This window comes from Nautilia sp. (genome assembly GCF_053994455.1).
This window is the reverse complement of the sequence record NZ_JBMYAU010000003.1, coordinates 1-16,573: the sequence shown is the minus strand read 5'-3', so window position 1 is coordinate 16,573 and position 16,573 is coordinate 1. Positions and strand designations below refer to the sequence as shown.

Here is a 16,573-nt window from a genome sequence, read left to right as displayed (position 1 = left end):
CACTAAAAAATTTGATTTTTAAAAATTTTGTCGATATAATTGTGAGACAAAATTAAAAAAACAAAGGAGAGAGAATGCTAAAAAAATTGTCTTTAGCAGCTTTAATAGCAATGGGTTCAATGAGCGTGGCAAGCGCTACACCACTTACAGATGTAATTAAAAATGTAAACATGGGTGGATATTTAAGATACAGACTTACAAGAACTGATGATGGTACAACTACCGCGACTACACATGAATACAAATCTGTGCTTAAATTCATAGGTGCAATTGATGAGAATATGAAATATGTATTCAAACCGGTTGCTTTACATACAGATCAACTCGGTACCAATGGTGAAAAACAATTCAAGATCGTAGAGATGAATCTTCAATATGCAAAAGACAACTACACGGTTGCAGGTGGTGAAATGATGATTAATACACCATTAACTGATCCTACAGCTGATCATGGAACAGGTGCAGTTGCTACTTACAAAACTGAAATCGGTACTTTAATCGGTGCGGCTTTTCCGGATTCAAGTGTTACTGATAAAAACATTTACACAGTAGGGCTTAAAGGTAAAGCAAACGAAATTTCTTATGATTTATTCTATTTTAATGTGGAAGATACTGTAGATTCTGAAATTTACGCAAAAGTTACTGTTCCGGCTGGTCCTGTTACGGTAATTGGTCAATATGTGACTCAATCACCAAAAACAGGAAAAGATCAAAATTTTGCAGCTTTAGCAGTAGCTGGAAAAGCTGGAAACGTTAACCTTACTGCAGCATACCTAAACTTTGGTAAAGATGGCGCTGGAGTAGAGGTTGGTAGCGATGATAGTGGACTAATCAAAGCCGGTGAACAAGCTGGTGACCTAATCGGAACAAACACTTTAGCTGACGGAAATGCTTTTGCATTAGTTGCAAGCGCAGATGTTAGCGGTGTAACAGTTGGTGCTGATGCAGTATTTGTTAAAGATGCATTAGCAGGTGGAGATGCAACTGAGTATGTTGTAAGAGCTGCAAAAGCATATAACAAAAAACTTAAATTCAGCGGATATTATTCAATCTTAGATGCTGACACTTACAAAGATAACCACACTAAATTAAGATTCGAAGCTAAATACAGCTTCTAATTTTTCTCGGGCTTTTGCCCTTTCTTTCTTTTATAAAACAGTGACAGACACTAATCTGATATAAAAAGTAAAAATTGTTAGTTTTAAAGCGGGAGCAAAAATTTTATTTAAATATTTTTTCCACCAATGTAATAAAATTCGGATTAAATATGGTAAGGGCGAACAAACTTATGCCTATCAGTATTTTTAAAAGTAAATTGTTTTTTTGTATTTCTGCTCTGACTTCATTTATTTCCGCTCTAACTTCATTAATTTCTGCTTTGATTTCATTTATTTCCGCTCTGACGAACTCTTTTGTTGCAAGTTCACTTCTTAATTCATTATAAAGTTCTGCTTTAAGATTTTCTTTTTTGTTTTGAATGTTTTCTTCCACTTCTTTTGCAAATATATTTAAAAAATTTTCAAATGCATTTGCAAATTTTTCAGCACTTTCTTTGCCGATATTTTTTACTAATTCATCAAATAAATTCCTTGGAATTGTGTAATTCATAAATTACCTTTTTATTGGTATTATACCATATCAAAAAAGAATCTTAAATTTTCAATTTTTAATTTCAAATTTTTATATACTTTTTCAGCTTTTCATAATCTGTGACTTTTATTGATTTCTCACAATAACAGATAATTCCCTCGTTTTTTAATTTACTTAGAATTCTGCTGAGTGTTTCCGCGCTCATGCCGAGTTCGCTTGCAAGCATATATTTTTTCCTTCTTACAAATTTTTGAGGGAAATTAAGCAGTGTGTAAATCACTCTTTTGGTGGCATCGTATTTTTGCAGTTTGTTAAATTCGAGTTCTTGCATAATCTGATTGCTCAGCATTTTTATGATTCTGTCACTGAAAGGAGGGTTTGAGATGTGTTTTTGAAATTTTGAATAATCGATTTTGATTATTTCCGATTCACTTTCGCTAACGGCACTGAGGCAGTAAGGTCTGTTTTGAATTTGTGAAATGAGTCCGAATATGTCTCCGCATCCGAACTGGTTTTTGGGTATTATGTTGCCTTTTAAATCGACGTCATACATTAAAACCTGCCCGTGTATAATGCCGTAAAAGTATTTCTCTTTTTCCCCTTCGTAAAATATTATCCGGTCTTTATTATACTTTTTAACTGTGGAATAGTCTGCTATTTCTAAAAGAAGAGAATCCTCTATGTTAAAAAAGAGGGAAAGTTTTTTGAGTTTATTGATCAATGTTGATATGTATGTTTTGAAGATGTTTTTTTAATAAGAAAAGTGGAAACTATTGCAAGTATTAGAGTAAAAACTGCTATTATTGTTTCTCCGTTCATTTTTCCTCTCCGTAAAAAATTGTTATTTCCATAATATAAACAGAGCCAACGACTATAGTTGCGTTAGCAAGGTTAATATTAGCAGTCATTATACCATAACTGCCGTTTACAAACAAACCAAGAGCTATGTTTTTTAATTTAAATAATTTATATTTCAATCCTCAATTCTGATAAAATTAATCGGTTTTATAACAAAATCGAAATTCTCAATCTCTTTTATGGCTTTTTTTACGTCTTTTTCAAGTGATTTGTGGGTGGAAAAGAGAAGTTTTACATAGCCGTTTTTCGGTTTTTGCAGAAAACTTTCAATTGAAATGCTGTTTTTTGCAAGAGTGTTCGCAATTTTTTCGAGTACCCCTAATTTATCGTTTACCGCAATTCTCAGGTAATATTTGGTTTTAATTTCATCGCTTGTTTTAAGTCTTACTTTTTCGCTTTCAAGCGGTTTTTTATATCCGAGCATAGGGTTGACGTTGCCTCTGGCTATTTCTATAATATCGCTTATTACGGCGCTCGCAGTTGCGTCGCCTCCGGCCCCCGGTCCGTAATACACGGTTTCACCCACAACATCACCAATTACGCTTACGGCATTCATTACGCCGTCGACTTTTGCTATCATTTGGGTGTTTTTGATTAAAGTGGGGTGTACTCTCAGTTCCACTTCATCGTCTGTTTTTTTGGCGATTCCTAAAAGTTTTATCTCATATCCGAATTCTTTCGCAAACTCGATGTCGGTCAGGTTAATGTTTTCAATACCTTCTATTAGGATGTTTTCGGGTTTTGCGTCTATATTATAGGCGATACTTGCCAAAATAAGCAGTTTGTGTGCGGCGTCAAACCCTCCTACGTCAAAAGTCGGATCTGCTTCCGCATAACCTAAATTCTGGGCTTCTTTTAATACTTCCGAATAGTCTCTTCCTTTTTTCATTTCGGTAAGTATGTAATTGCACGTACCGTTAATGATACCTTTTATTTCTTGAATATGGTTGGCACTCAGTCCGTCCCTTAAGGCTTTAATTATAGGGATTCCTCCCGCAACGCTTGCTTCGTATTCAAACGGGGTTTTTGCTATTGACTGAAGCTCGAATCTGTGGTATGCCAGAAGTGCCTTGTTGGCCGTTACAACCGCCTTATTATGATCTAAAGCGTCTTTTACCACTTCATAGGCTTCATCAACACCGCCCATCAGCTCTACCACTATGTCTATTTCAGGATCTCTTGTCACTTCTTTGTAATCTGCGGTAAGTTTAATATTTACGTCTCTTTTTTTATTAAGATTTCTTACGACACCTGTTTTTACGATTATCTCTTTTCCGGCTCTGGCTCTTATAAGATCCCTGTTTTTTTCAATATTTTTTACAACGCTTTCACCAACGGTTCCCACACCGACTATTCCGATTTTAACCATTGTTTTCCTTTAATTCTTTTAAAAAATATTTTATATTTTTAGCCGCCTGGCGGATTCTTTTTTCGTTTTCTATAAGGGCGATTCTTACGTATTCGTCTCCGTACGCTCCGAATCCTATTCCGGGACTTACCGCAATGTGCGCTTCTGTAAGAAGTCTTTTTGAAAATTCAAGACTTCCGAGATGTCTTGCACATTCGGGAATTCTCGCCCATACAAACATACTCGCACGCGGTGTTTCGATATCCCATCCGGCGTTTGCAAAGCTTTCTATTAACACATCACGTCTTTGTTTGTAGGTTTCCACTATGTCCTTAACTAAATGCTGATAATCCCTGAGCGCCACCGTGGCGGCAACCTGAATAGGGGTAAACATTCCGTAATCTATCCATGATTTGTATTTTTGCAAAGCACCTACCAAAACAGGATTTCCTACGATAAATCCGACCCTCCATCCGGCCATATTGTAGCTTTTTGAAAGCGTAAAACTTTCAACCGCCACTTCTTTCGCCCCTTTTGCCTCGAAAATACTCGGGGTTTTATATCCGTCGAACGTAATGTCCGCATATGCAATGTCGCTTATAATATATAAACCTTCTTCCTTTGCAAAGTCAACCGCACGCTGATAAAACTCTTTAGTCACCGTTACCGTCGTAGGATTGTGGGGAAAATTCAAAACTAAAAATTTAGGTTTCGGAACGGCTTCGATCATTGCGAGTTTGAGCTGATCAAAAAATTCTTCTTCTTTGAGTTCATATTTTTCATTGTATTTAAGCTCCACTTTTCTTACACTTGCACCGGCAAGCATAAACGCGTATGAGTGTATGGGGTATGTCGGATCCGGAACTATTGCAACGTCGCCTACGTTTGTAATCGCCTGTGTCAAGTGAACATAACCTTCTTTGCTTCCCATTGTAACAACGGCTTCCGTTTCGGGGTTTAAAGAGACGCCGTATCTTCTGGCATACCAGTTGCAAATAGCCTCTCTTAATTTGTATATTCCCTTACTTACGGAATATCTGTGGTTTTTGGGTTTTTTCGCCGATTCTATCAGTTTATCTACAATAGGTTTCGGGGTTGCCCCGTCGGGGTTGCCCATGGAAAAGTCAATAATATCCTCTCCCGCTCTTCTTGCTTGGAGTTTAAGTTCATTTATTACTGCGAAAATATAGTTAGGAAGTCTTTCTATTCTTTCGAAATGGTTCATTTAATTCCTTTTATATATATTCCTCTTTTAAAATTTTCTTTTGAGAAAGTATCCGTTATTTTTATATATTTGCATTCCGGAGGAATGTCGATATAAACCGAACGTGTACTGTTTTCTTTTGAAATTATATTTAAAATATTCAAATTTTTATCAAAAAAAACAATGTAAGGATACCAATTGTCAAGTTTTGAAGACGAAATCAGCGCTTTTCTAAAACCGTTTGAGGCCACCCAGTAAATTCCTTTGGCGTTTAAAAGTTTTGTTTTTTTGTTTATTATTTTTAGCACATCGAGATGGTCGTTTTTACAGTCCAGGGTGTAGATGTAGTTTTCCCTTTTTATCAGGGAGATGATTTTACATCCTTTTTGCGAAACGGTTTTGGTAAACAGGACCGGATCGATATAATGTGCCGATTTCATTTCCATTGTTATTTCATATTTATCCGTGTTTTGTATTTTAACCGGGTAAAAATAGTAATAACCTAAATAATTTAATGTGTCGTAAAGGGTTTTCGTGTTAAAAACGGGGTTGTTGTTTATAAAAATAAAAGTAGGGTGTATCATTTTGGGTTTGTTGAAAAATATATCGAGCAGTCCGTTGTTTTGAAGATACTGAAGGGTTTTAATCAAAGAAGTTTCCCGCATAACCGGTTCCAACAGTTCTTTGTATGTGGAAAATTTTTCTTTTCCTATTATGTTTTCAATAAGTTTGGTATTGTCCGAAAAACTTAAAACGGACATTAATAAAACTAAAAATATCTTTTTCATTTTTCATACCTGTTGGGTTTTTTTAAATATTCGTATTTTCCGTTTTTTAACAGAAGTCTTACTATTTTTTTCGTATCCGGAGCTATCGTGCTGTTGCCGTAAATGACGGTTACGTTACCATGTCCGAATTTTATATACCAGTTGGTGCCTTCGAGGGTTTTTTCGTGTGAGGTTAAAAATTCCACGCTTTTGTTGGTGTCTAAATTCAGCGCTTTAAACCATACCTGTTCTTTAGGTATTATATATACGGTTTTAGGGTATGTCTTTGCAGCCGTTTTTGTTTCGGTGGTGTTAATTTCTGCAACCGTTTTTTTCGTTTCGTTTTGGGAATGGCTGTAACTATTGTTATATTCTTCGGGAATTTCTTTTTTTTCCGGTTGGATCAGGGTTTTGTTTTCTTCGGCGGGAAGATATGTCGAATTGTTTATTTCAAAGGAGGTACGGCTTTTTGCGGTATAATCGGTATAAAGAATATATCCTCCGAGAGAAAACAGTATCAGTGTCAATATGGACAATATAAGAGTGTTGTGTTTTTTCGGCTCTTTTAGAACTTCGGAAGTCTGTTCTTTGTGAATATGATTTGTTTCGAGATTATATTCTTCTATAAGATCGCTTAAATCCACGTTAAATTCTTTTTCAATTATCCTTATAAAACCTAAAAATTTTACCCTTGGGATTTTCTTAAAGTTTCTGTTTTTTATATATTTAAGGGAAATGGGGGAAATCCTGGTTTTTTTGTTGATTGTTTCAATCGAATACTTTTCAAAAAAATCTTTAGCATTCATTTGTTATCCTATCTATTAAAATTCCTGCTGCTACAGAGACGTTTAGAGAATCAAAACCGTTTTTCATTTCTATGCTTAATGTTTTATCCAGCTTTTCTTTAACCTTTTTTCTGATTCCCTCCCCTTCGTTGCCGAGTATCAGTGCGATTTTTTCGGCTTTTATTTTACATTCGCCCCCCATATCGGCACCTGTTATAACGTATCCTTTCGTTTTTAAAATATTCACAAGCTCTAAAATGTTTTTATAAGAGAGGATTTTCATATCAAGCGCAGCCCCGGCGCTTGTTCTTATTATGTGGGACCATTTAAGATCTTTTATTCCCGTAATAATCAAAAGATCTATTCCGAGCGCATAAGAAGTTCTGATTATCGCCCCTATGTTACCCATATCGGTTACATTATCGAGTATAACTATTTTTTTTCCCGTGATATCCCAGACTTTAGGTTCGAATTCTATTTTTGCGATATAACCCTGATGATTTCCGTTTCTGGTTATTTTTTGAGCCGTTTTATTGTCAATAAAATTTATCTTAAATTTTTTGAGTTTGTTTAATTCTTTTTTATCAAGTTTTTTGGCTATAAGCAGTTCTTTAACAATGTCACTGTGTTTTTGAATAATATATTCGATTACTCTTTTTCCGTAAACTGTCATAGCGCTATTTTATCAAAATTAAGATAAAAAAGTATAAAATTATCTGTTTTTTTGCAATTCATTATATATTTCTTTTGCGCTTTTATCTGAAAGTTTTGCGAGCAGTTTTGATTTTTCCTTATCGGGAAGGGGCAGGTTTAAAATATCTTCGTATGAGAGTGTAAGTTCTTTGTTTTTTTTGCCTTTGTCTATTACTACGACCCATTCGCCTTTTGTATTTGGAAGTTTTAATTCTTTTGCTTTTGCCTTAATGTATGTTTCATGTATTTTGGTAAGCTCTTTTGCCAAGAAAATTTCTCTTTCGGGAATTAATTCTTTTAATTCTTTAAGCAGTTTTTCGATTCTGTGAGGGGATTCGTAAAGAATGGCAATTTTGCCTGAATTTATAATTTCTTTTAATTTATCTGTGCGCTCTTTGCCTTTATGGGGCAGAAACATCCAAAAACAAAACTCCCCCTCGAATCCGCTTGCCACATATGCCGTAAGTGCGGCGTTTGCCCCGGGTATTACCGTGTAAGGTACGCCGTTTTGTCGGCAGTATTGCACGATCCTGCTTCCGGGGTCGCTTACCCCCGGCATTCCGGCGTCGCTTATGTAAACACATTCTTTTGTTTTTAAAATTTCGGGATTTAATTTTGAAATCACTTCATTTTCATTGTGCGAATGCATTGATATAAACTCTTTGTTTAGGGGGATTTCTAAAAGATTCAGAAGTTTTTTCGCAACTCTTGTGTCTTCACAGAAGATTATTTCGGATTTTTCAAGAGCCTCAAGGGCTCTTTGCGAGATGTCTTTGAGATTTCCAATGGGAGTAGGAACTAATACGAGCAATTACGCAAGACCGTATTTTTTCTTAAATTTATCTACTTTTCCGCCTCTGTCGATGTTTCTTTCCTGTCCTGTGTAGAACGGATGACATTTGTCGCAAACTTCGATTCTTAAGCTTTCTTTTGTTGATAAAATTTCAAACTGGTGTCCGCAAGTACAAGTTACTTGGCATTTTACATATTCGGGATGGATACCTTTTTTCATTCATTATCCTTTTATTTATTGTTTATCAGAAATTAGTTCGAAATTCTACTGATTTTATCTTAAAGTATCCTTAAATTAAGCAATATTTAAGGAATGGAGAATTGAGAATTGAAAATGGAGAATTAAAAAGAATATTCTCTATAATTGTCGGATTATTCTGGAATAAAAAATTTTTAGTTTTATTATTTTCCACATATAATGAAGTTTTTTGCTGAGATAAAAATTTTAAAGGGAAAAAGGTTAAAATTTAAAAAATATTTTTTAAAAATAATTCTCAATTCTTCATTCTCCGTTCTCAATTTTTCAGGTATCTTTTATTATCCCTTTTTTCCACATCCCCGAGCTGGTCTAAATAATCAAGGTAAGCCACTATGTATTTCCTACTCATAGGCATATGCTCTTTGAATTTTTTTATGTCGATATAACCCTCTTTTTCCATAATTTCCCTCATTTTTTTAAGCGCGATGTTAATGTTTTTATCGGTTACGAAAAGATTGTGGGCGAGTCTTACCACTTTTTTGGATGCTGTTAGTTTTTTCATAGCGTTGTCGCCGACTTTTCTGTCGATATTGAGTTTTTCGTAAATGTTATAAGGAGCGTCGGGGGTAAGTCCCGAATTGTCAAGAAGCTGATATAATCTGTGTTCTACCGATTTGGTTACATCCACCTCTCCTAAATCTTTTCTTTTGTAGATATTGTCTTCTTTAATCAGATACCCTTCTTTTACAAACCCGTCAAGTACGCTTTGTATAAGCTCAATGCTCGCCCATTTTAGTCTGAGTTTAAGCGAAGCCGGGGAGAGAAAAGCGAATCTGTTTTTTTCGTATGTTTCTTTTATTACTTTTTCAATCTCTTTTTTTACGTCTGTTGAGAAAATATTGTAATTTTCCTCGTCTATAAATACGTTATCAAGCTCTTTAGCGATTTCAAGCGCTTCAGCGGGGGTTAGGTTGAATCTCTGATAGCTTTGAAGCAGTCCGAATCCGCGTTTATGGTTTTGGACGAGAATTTCAAATGCTGTTTTGAAGTCTTTTTTGTTTAAAGCCTTGAGAAGGGAGAGTTTTTTCTTTTTCTTGATAGGATCGCTTATCGGGTTTAAAACTTCCCCGCCTCCTATTACACGGCCGCTATGGAGTATTACAAACGGATCTTCATACACCAAAAACGCTTTTTCTTCGAGTTTTACGGTTGCGTATCCTTTTTTATCCTCCGGATTAAACATCAACAGTTTACCCGGAATCCTTTTGGCTCCGCTAATGAATAACACTTCCATATTATGAAAAAGCTCTTTTCCTTCTACAGGCTTTACGAATACGTCAATGAGTTTAAATCCCCTCAGGTATCCTTTGGTGGAGAGGAGGTAGCCTTTTTTAAGTTCTTTATGGTTGATATTCAGATTAATGGCAACCCTTTGATGGGTGTATGCCTCTTCTACGTCTTCGCCGTGAACCTGGAGGTTTTTAACGGTTGTGAGGGTTTTTGTTTCATTAATGTATATTTTGTCTTTGAGTTTTACTTTTCCGCTTAAAACCGTTCCCGTAACAACCGTTCCGATACCTCTAAGGGAAAACACCCTGTCGATATAGTATCTGAAAAATTTGGAGTGGGTTATGTTTCTCGGAGGCAGGTTGAAAAGATAATCTTTCAGTTTTTCTATGCTCTTTTTGTCGTAAATTGAGGTTTCGAAAATTTCAAGAAGATGAAGATTTTTATATTTTGCTATTAAATCCCTGATTTCGTTTTTTCTTTTTTCTATTGTTTCAGGCTCCGCTAAATCACATTTGGTGAGGGCCACTATTATGTTTTTAACTTTCAGGATGTTTAAAACTTCAAGATGCTCGACGGTCTGGGGCATTACACCTTCATTCGCGTCTATTGCAAAAAGCGATGCGTCAAACCCGAACGCTCCGCTAATCATGTTTTTAACAAGTTTTTCGTGACCTGGCACATCTATGAATGCGACGTTTACGCCGTCTCTTTTCATATTTGTAAAGCTTAAATCAATCGTAATGCCTCTTTCTTTTTCTTCTTTCAGTTCGTCCCCGTTATAACCCGTCATGGCTTCGATCAGGGATGTTTTACCGTGGTCTACGTGACCGGCCGTTCCTATAATAATGTTACGCATTTTTCACCTCGCATGTAATAATTGAATTTATAATTTCGGCTAATTTTTTTATTTCCTCATCCTGTACGCTTCTCATATCAAGCACGAAACGTTCGTTTTCGATTCTTCCGATTACCAGGTTTTTACGCATATCCTCCTCCCATTTTTTGGCGTTGCCTTTGATTTCCACAACAACAGTCGGGATTTTGCGGTTGGGCATGGTGCCTCCGCCTACATAAGTGTGCGATTCTTTGATTTCGGCTCTTAAAGCAGGTGTTAGGGATAATAGTTTTTTTGCTTTTGCTTTGAGTTCGTTGGTAGTTTGAAAAACCGATTTTAATGTCGGGATTTTATCATATTCCTCTTTTATATACGCCATGGCCGTGGCTTCTATGAGGGAGAGTGTTATTTTGTCAACCCTGAACATTCTTAAGATCTGGTTTTTTTTGAGTCTGTCGATAAGCTCTTTTTCCCCGAGGATTATTCCGGCCTGCACGCTTCCGAATAGTTTGTCGCCGCTAAAACTTATGAGGCTCGGGTTTAATTTCATAATTTCACCGACAGGGGGTTCGTAGTTTGTCAGTCCGAAAGGCAGTTTAGGAATATATGCGCTTCCGAGGTCGTAATAATCAAGCACGTTTTTTTTGCGTGCGAGATCTATTATTTCTTCAAGGCTTGCTTCGGCACTGAAGCCTTCTATTGAATAGTTGGATTTGTGTACTTTCATAAGCATTGCGCTCTCTTGCGTAATAGCGTCTTCGTAGTCTTGAATTTTGGTTTTGTTTGTCGTTCCCACTTCAACAAGTTTCGCGCCGCTGGCTTTCATAACTTCGGGCACCCTGAAACTTCCGCCTATTTCCACAAGCTCTCCTCTTGAGACTATGACTTCTTTATTTTTTGCGAATGTGTTGAGTATCAAAAAGACTGCCGCCGCGTTATTGTTGACGATAAGCGCGCTTTCGCTTCCGAAGAGGTGGCTGAGTATTTTTGCGCTGTGATGGTACCTGTCGCCCCTTTTTCCTTTTTCAAGGTCGTATTCGAGGTTGCAGTAACGGGTTGAACGCTCTTTTGCGTAGTCGAATATTTCAGGGTCTATAAGGCTTCTGCCGAGGTTCGTATGAACCGTTATGCCCGTGGCGTTTATTACGTTTACGATTGAGGGGGAGAGAATATCCTCTGATCTTTTTTCAACGGTTTTTATGATATCTTCCTCGCTTAATTGGGTAATTTCGCCTTTTTTTATTCCTTCTCTTATTTCTTCAAGGGTTTTTTGAATTACGGGAATGAGAATTTTTTTGGGAATGTGTGAGAGGGTTTTTTTTATTTTGTCCACTTTTGGGATCTGTCTGAAAAGATTCATTTTTTACCTTTGTATAACGCCCCCGGCGTTTTTTTGGTATTATTGTAACAAAAAAGGTCTTTTAATGAAACTTGCAATTCCTGCGTCGGGGGAACTGATTACCTCAAAATACTGCCCGGATTTTGAAGAATGCGAATTTTTGATTATATATGATACGAAAACTAAACATTACGCTTCAAGGAAATCACCGTCTTTTTATTCGAAAAACCCGGATGATCTTATTAATTTTTTAAAAGCGGTAATGATTAAAAATATAATTACGGGTAAAGATCTGAATGACGGATATTTTAAGGTTTTTAAAATTAATGAAAAAAACTTAAGCGTGGAAGATGTGATAATGAGATATAAAGAGGAAAAATCCTCTTATTTGTGAATAACGCTGATAGCTTTTTCTTTGAACTCTTTTAGTTTTGAGATTAAATCGCTGAAGATTGAACCTGTTTTATGTCCTTTATGTATTTCGCTTTCAAGTTTTGCAATTTCGTCTTTTAGCATTTTGTATGTCGTGTCGCTTGTACTTGTATAACCCAAAGCTTCAGCCAAGATTAACTGATGTTTCGCTTCGTCAAGATATTTAAGCGCCTGTTTTTTGTCTTTTTTAACGGTTTTGCTCGCTTCTTCAGCCAGTGCCTGAGCTTTGATTAACGGAATAGGAATTATATTATCAACCTCTACAAGTGTTGAAAGCGCCATTGCAAGCACGTCTTTTGCCTCTTTTACTTTTCCTTCGTTAATGTATTTAATCGCAAGGTTAAGAGCCGCCGGATATGTCGCAAGCGGAAGGTTGACCGTTTTGATAACGATTTCGCTTCTGAGCGAATTTAAAATTTCCCTCGCCTGCGGAATTTTGTTTTCTTTTAACAGATCTTTCGCTTCTGATGTAAGTGTTTTGATTTTATCAACATCGCCTACGAACTGATAAGCGTTGATTTGTACGTCAACAGGCAGCAGATACGGCGCGTTGGGTGAATTTAAAACAACCGCAAGCTCACCCACAGCTTTTTTTAGCGATTCTTTCGCTTTGTCGTTTTTTTTGTTGTTTAGGTAAATCAAAGCGTCCTGAGTGTACTGGATTGCTCTTATAGCCTCTTTGATTAGCTGAGTGCTCTGTGCTTTTTGTTCCGCTTTTACAACCGCGTTTTTTGAAACGCTGTTTGTTTTTGTGTCGGCCGCCATAGAACCGCTTACCAACAGCCCGGCAACCACTACGGATGTGAGTAGTTTTTTCATTTGTCCCTCCTTAAATGTTTTAGTAGTGTAATTATAATAAATTAAGCCAGTATATGTCAAGTATTATGAATTAATGCAGCTCAGATTAATTAGAGTTTAATTTTAATTTTTTTTAAAAGAACTGGATGAGAACGGCTTAACCCGGCGTTAAATGTAGTAGTTGTTGTGATTGTGCTGTGTTAGGTGTCTGTCACTGTTCACTTTCAATCTCAGCTATCCATTCTCCGTTAATTTAATGTATAATTTCATTAAAAAAGGTTTTATAATGAAATTTATCGGAACACGCGGTACTGATGAAAAAAAAACTTTCAGTGAAGTAATACTTGATCCTGCGGCGCCGAACGGCGGGCTTTACGTTCCAAGTAAAATACCGAGCGTTGATCAGAGGTTTTTAAACAGATATTATGATGTGGAAGACGAAAAAACATACAGACACCTTGCAAGGGGAATTTTAAAACTTTTTAAAATAGATATAGATTCCGATTTGATCGAAAAGGCTTTATATACCTATTTAAGGGAATTTGACGATCCGGACGTGGTGCCTGTGGTCAAACTTGACAAGGATCTTTTCATAGGCGAACTTTGGCACGGGCCGACAAGGGCGTTTAAAGATATGGCGCTTCAGCCTTTCGGTGTGATTCTTTCCGCCCTTGCGCAAAAAAGAAATGAAAACTACCTTATTTTAGCCGCAACAAGCGGCGATACCGGACCTGCTACGCTTAAAACGTTTGAAAACAGGGAGAATATAAAGGTTGTGTGTATTTATCCGCATGAGGGAACAAGCGAGGTTCAGAAACTTCAGATGGTTACGACCGACGCCGAAAATGAGAAGGTTTTAGGAATAATAGGAAACTTCGACGATGCCCAAACCGCATTAAAATCTCTTTTGAAGGATGAGGATTTCAGAAAAACATTAAAAGAAAACAGTATAAAACTCTCCGCCGCAAACAGTGTGAATTTCGGAAGAATTATTTTTCAGATTATTTATCATTTCTGGAGTTATTTAAAACTGGTAGAAAACGCCGAGATCGATATGACGGATGAAATTGACGTAATAATTCCGAGCGGCAACTTCGGAAACGCCCTGGGGGCTTATTATGCAAAAAGAATGGGACTTCCGATTAACAAGATAATAATCGCCTCAAACAAAAACAATATTTTATATGAGTTTATCAAATACGGAAAATATGATTTGAGGGATAAAAACCTTATTCATACCATTTCACCAGCTATGGATATTTTAAAATCCAGCAACGTAGAAAGGGTTCTTTTTGACAAATTCGGTGAAGATAGGACAAAAGAACTTATGACTTCCCTTGAAGAAAACGGCTATTTCGAACTTACACCGCAAGAACATGAAAAAATCAAAGAGGACTTTTTAGCCGATTTCGCAATGGACGGGGAGTGTGAGGAGATTATCGCAAAATACGCCAAAAACGGAAATTATATAATGGATGCCCATACCGCCACGGCCGTTAAGGCGTATGAGTATCTGAAAGAAAAAGGCGAAATTAAAAATAAAGTCGTGGCATATTCCACGGCCGAATGGACGAAATTCGCCCCGAGCGTATACGAAGCGCTTACAAAAGAAGACATCAACCGTGAGATTGCCGAACTCGAAGAAAAAACGCTCAGCGATAAAGACGCAATCGTTTATATCGAAACCCATTACGAGGTAAAGGCGCCCGAATGTATAAGGGAACTTTTTGAAAAAGAGATAAACGAAACAGTAATTAACAAAAACGAAATAAAAGAAAAAATTATCGAATTTATAACAAACGGAAAATAGTGTTAACCGTAATAGGTATTTATGTTTATATCGTAATAGGCTTTTTTGCAAAAAGAATTTTCAATGAAAAAATAGACGGCAGAACGCTTGTTTTGCTCTCTACTTATTTCCTTCAGCCTTTTTTGACCTTGTGGGGCATTATGCTCGTTCCTTTGAATTTTGATCTGATTATTTCCCCCGTGGCTTATTTATGCGCCGTTTTTGTGAGTCTGATTTTTACGTTTGCACTGAGCTTTATGCTGCGTGATAAAAAAGAGAAAATTATCGCATCCCTTACACCTCTTATAGGAAACACCGGGAATCTCGGTATACCGCTTTCTTACGCCCTGTTCGGGGATGTGGGGGCGAGTATCGCCACAATCATTAATCTTGCCAATATATTTTTTATATACAGTTTCGGAATATTTTTTTTCGCAAGCGGCAAGTACGGTTTTAAAGAGGCTTTTTTTAAAATTATGAAAATTCCCGTTATGTGGGTCGGGATTTTGGCTTTGGCGCTTAATGTCGGCGGGGTTGTTTTTAATGATGAAATTATGAAAATTTTGCAGATGGGCGCTTTTGCATCAATTGTGATTCAGCTGCTCATATTCGGTATTTATGTGGCGGAGATAAAAATAAGGGAAGTGAGCCTTAAACTCGGAATACTAAGCGTTGTAAACAAATTCGTCGTTTTTCCCGTTGCGGGTTTTTTCGTTTTAAAGGCGTTCGGGCTTAAGCCTCTTTACTTAAAAGCGGTGATGCTTGAAATTCTGACCCCCCTTGCGGTGACGAACGTCAACCTTGCGGCTCTTTTTGATCTCTATCCGAGGAAAGTCGCTTATTTAATCGTTTTAACAACGCTTATTTATGCATTAGTTATATTTTTAGGAAATTTTTTCATTTAACAAAAATGGAGACGATGAAAATGTGTTATAATCTACACATTAAAAAAAAGGGAGTAGTGAATGAAAAAATTTTTATTTTTATTTATAGGTATGGTTTTGAATGCGAAAATATTGTGGCTATATTGCGGAATTACTATGAAGCAGCCTATGTTGGAAATTATCGACAAATTTGAAAAATTGCATCCTGATGTAAAAATCAAACATTTATTCGGCTCTTCGGGTGTTTTATATAAAAAAATACTTACGTTAAGAAAAGCCGATTTATATTTTCCCGGTAGTGATAAGTTTATTAAAAAAAATCCTTCTTTATTTGTAAAAAGTGCCGAGTTAGGTTATAATCAATTAGCTATTTTCGTACCTAAAAACAATCCTAAAAATGTAAAAACGTTATCGGATTTTAGTAAACTTTTTATTAAAACGGGATTAGGAAGTGATAACAGTTCGATAGGAAAAGCAGCTAAATTCGCTTTAATTAAATACGGAGGTGAAAATTTTTATCGAAGAGTAAGAAATAAATCGGAAATTTTTACCGCTTCGTTTGATATGTATAATGCAATAATAAATTCGGAAATAGATGCGGGGTTAAACTGGAAAGCTACTTATTACTGGGGGGAAAATTATAAAAAAGAGGATTTTATAGATATTCCTGTTTTATATGCTCCGAAGAAAAAGCTTGTTTTGACAATTACTAAATTTTCTAAGAACAGAGATTTAGCCGAACAGTTTTTGAATTTCGCTTCTTCAAAGGAAGGATTAGCCATAATGAAAAAATGGGGCTTTAGATAATTTTTTTAAATAAAAAATATGAATATATTGATTACGGGAGCAAGCAGGGGAATAGGGCGTGAGCTTGTAAACAGATTCAACGACGGAAACAATACAATATACGCAGTTGCAAGAAACGTACAAAACCTTAAAAACATCAAAAACGTAATTCCCGTACAAATGG

At 36.3% G+C, this 16,573-nt stretch carries 18 protein-coding genes; 6 read left to right on the top strand and 12 right to left on the bottom strand.

Annotation, left to right across the window (positions count from 1 at the left end; genetic code table 11):
- Window positions 1-74: 74 nt before the first annotated feature.
- Entirely contained in the window at window positions 75-1,118 is a 1,044-nt protein-coding gene (locus tag ACXJIE_RS00165; RefSeq protein ID WP_456478958.1) for a major outer membrane protein, read from the top strand.
- Window positions 1,119-1,221: 103 nt separating this feature from the next.
- On the opposite strand, the gene ACXJIE_RS00160 is transcribed toward ACXJIE_RS00165, so the two are convergent.
- From ACXJIE_RS00160 to selA, 11 genes are all read right to left on the bottom strand, one after another.
- Window positions 1,222-1,608, bottom strand: coding sequence for a hypothetical protein (locus ACXJIE_RS00160; protein ID WP_456478957.1), 387 nt, complete (start codon window positions 1,606-1,608; stop codon window positions 1,222-1,224).
- A gap of 64 nt (window positions 1,609-1,672) precedes the next feature.
- Window positions 1,673-2,311 carry a Crp/Fnr family transcriptional regulator gene (locus tag ACXJIE_RS00155; RefSeq protein WP_456478956.1) on the bottom strand — a complete coding sequence of 213 codons (639 nt, stop codon included), beginning with the start codon at window positions 2,309-2,311 and terminating at the stop codon, window positions 1,673-1,675.
- A 252-nt stretch (window positions 2,312-2,563) separates the two neighbouring features.
- Window positions 2,564-3,817, bottom strand: coding sequence for a homoserine dehydrogenase (locus ACXJIE_RS00150; RefSeq protein ID WP_456478955.1), 1,254 nt, complete (start codon window positions 3,815-3,817; stop codon window positions 2,564-2,566).
- Window positions 3,810-5,021, bottom strand: coding sequence for an LL-diaminopimelate aminotransferase (locus ACXJIE_RS00145; RefSeq protein WP_456478954.1), 1,212 nt, complete (start codon window positions 5,019-5,021; stop codon window positions 3,810-3,812). Before ACXJIE_RS00145 ends, ACXJIE_RS00150 begins: the two co-directional genes overlap by 8 nt.
- Complete coding sequence (locus ACXJIE_RS00140) at window positions 5,018-5,788, bottom strand: hypothetical protein (RefSeq protein WP_456478953.1); 771 nt, start codon at window positions 5,786-5,788, stop codon at window positions 5,018-5,020. Before ACXJIE_RS00140 ends, ACXJIE_RS00145 begins: the two co-directional genes overlap by 4 nt.
- Window positions 5,785-6,573 (bottom strand): RodZ family helix-turn-helix domain-containing protein, encoded by a 789-nt coding sequence (locus ACXJIE_RS00135; RefSeq protein ID WP_456478952.1) that lies wholly within the window; start codon window positions 6,571-6,573, stop codon window positions 5,785-5,787. The genes ACXJIE_RS00140 and ACXJIE_RS00135 overlap by 4 nt, the downstream gene beginning before the upstream one ends.
- On the bottom strand, window positions 6,563-7,225 hold the full coding sequence (gene rlmB, locus ACXJIE_RS00130) for a 23S rRNA (guanosine(2251)-2'-O)-methyltransferase RlmB (protein ID WP_456478951.1): 663 nt from the start codon (window positions 7,223-7,225) through the stop codon (window positions 6,563-6,565). The genes ACXJIE_RS00135 and rlmB overlap by 11 nt, the downstream gene beginning before the upstream one ends.
- A 39-nt stretch (window positions 7,226-7,264) precedes the next feature.
- Complete coding sequence (gene rsmI, locus ACXJIE_RS00125; protein WP_456478950.1) at window positions 7,265-8,056, bottom strand: 16S rRNA (cytidine(1402)-2'-O)-methyltransferase; 792 nt, start codon at window positions 8,054-8,056, stop codon at window positions 7,265-7,267.
- A complete protein-coding gene (gene rpmE, locus ACXJIE_RS00120; protein WP_456478949.1) occupies window positions 8,057-8,257 on the bottom strand; it encodes a 50S ribosomal protein L31 in 201 nt (66 codons plus the stop codon).
- Between the two features lie 295 nt (window positions 8,258-8,552).
- Window positions 8,553-10,382: a selenocysteine-specific translation elongation factor gene (gene selB / locus ACXJIE_RS00115; RefSeq protein WP_456478948.1), complete on the bottom strand. Its 1,830-nt coding sequence runs from the start codon at window positions 10,380-10,382 to the stop codon at window positions 8,553-8,555.
- Entirely contained in the window at window positions 10,375-11,721 is a 1,347-nt protein-coding gene (gene selA / locus ACXJIE_RS00110; RefSeq protein WP_456478947.1) for an L-seryl-tRNA(Sec) selenium transferase, read from the bottom strand. The genes selB and selA overlap by 8 nt, the downstream gene beginning before the upstream one ends.
- Window positions 11,722-11,785: 64 nt before the next feature.
- Here selA and ACXJIE_RS00105 point away from each other — a divergent pair, with 64 nt between their 5' ends.
- A complete protein-coding gene (locus ACXJIE_RS00105; RefSeq protein WP_456478946.1) occupies window positions 11,786-12,094 on the top strand; it encodes a NifB/NifX family molybdenum-iron cluster-binding protein in 309 nt (102 codons plus the stop codon).
- Here the strand turns inward: ACXJIE_RS00105 and ACXJIE_RS00100 are convergent.
- Window positions 12,085-12,951 carry a YfdX family protein gene (locus tag ACXJIE_RS00100; protein ID WP_456478945.1) on the bottom strand — a complete coding sequence of 289 codons (867 nt, stop codon included), beginning with the start codon at window positions 12,949-12,951 and terminating at the stop codon, window positions 12,085-12,087. The genes ACXJIE_RS00105 and ACXJIE_RS00100 overlap by 10 nt on opposite strands.
- Window positions 12,952-13,216: 265 nt before the next feature.
- Here ACXJIE_RS00100 and thrC point away from each other — a divergent pair, with 265 nt between their 5' ends.
- The 4 genes from thrC to ACXJIE_RS00080 all read left to right on the top strand — a co-directional run.
- Complete coding sequence (gene thrC / locus ACXJIE_RS00095) at window positions 13,217-14,740, top strand: threonine synthase (RefSeq protein ID WP_456478944.1); 1,524 nt, start codon at window positions 13,217-13,219, stop codon at window positions 14,738-14,740.
- A complete protein-coding gene (locus ACXJIE_RS00090) occupies window positions 14,740-15,624 on the top strand; it encodes an AEC family transporter (protein ID WP_456478943.1) in 885 nt (294 codons plus the stop codon). The genes thrC and ACXJIE_RS00090 overlap by 1 nt, the downstream gene beginning before the upstream one ends.
- Window positions 15,625-15,684: 60 nt before the next feature.
- Entirely contained in the window at window positions 15,685-16,410 is a 726-nt protein-coding gene (locus ACXJIE_RS00085) for a substrate-binding domain-containing protein (protein WP_456478942.1), read from the top strand.
- An 18-nt stretch (window positions 16,411-16,428) separates the two neighbouring features.
- Window positions 16,429-16,573: SDR family NAD(P)-dependent oxidoreductase (locus ACXJIE_RS00080; protein ID WP_456478959.1), on the top strand; the 145-nt coding region annotated here is incomplete at its 3' end.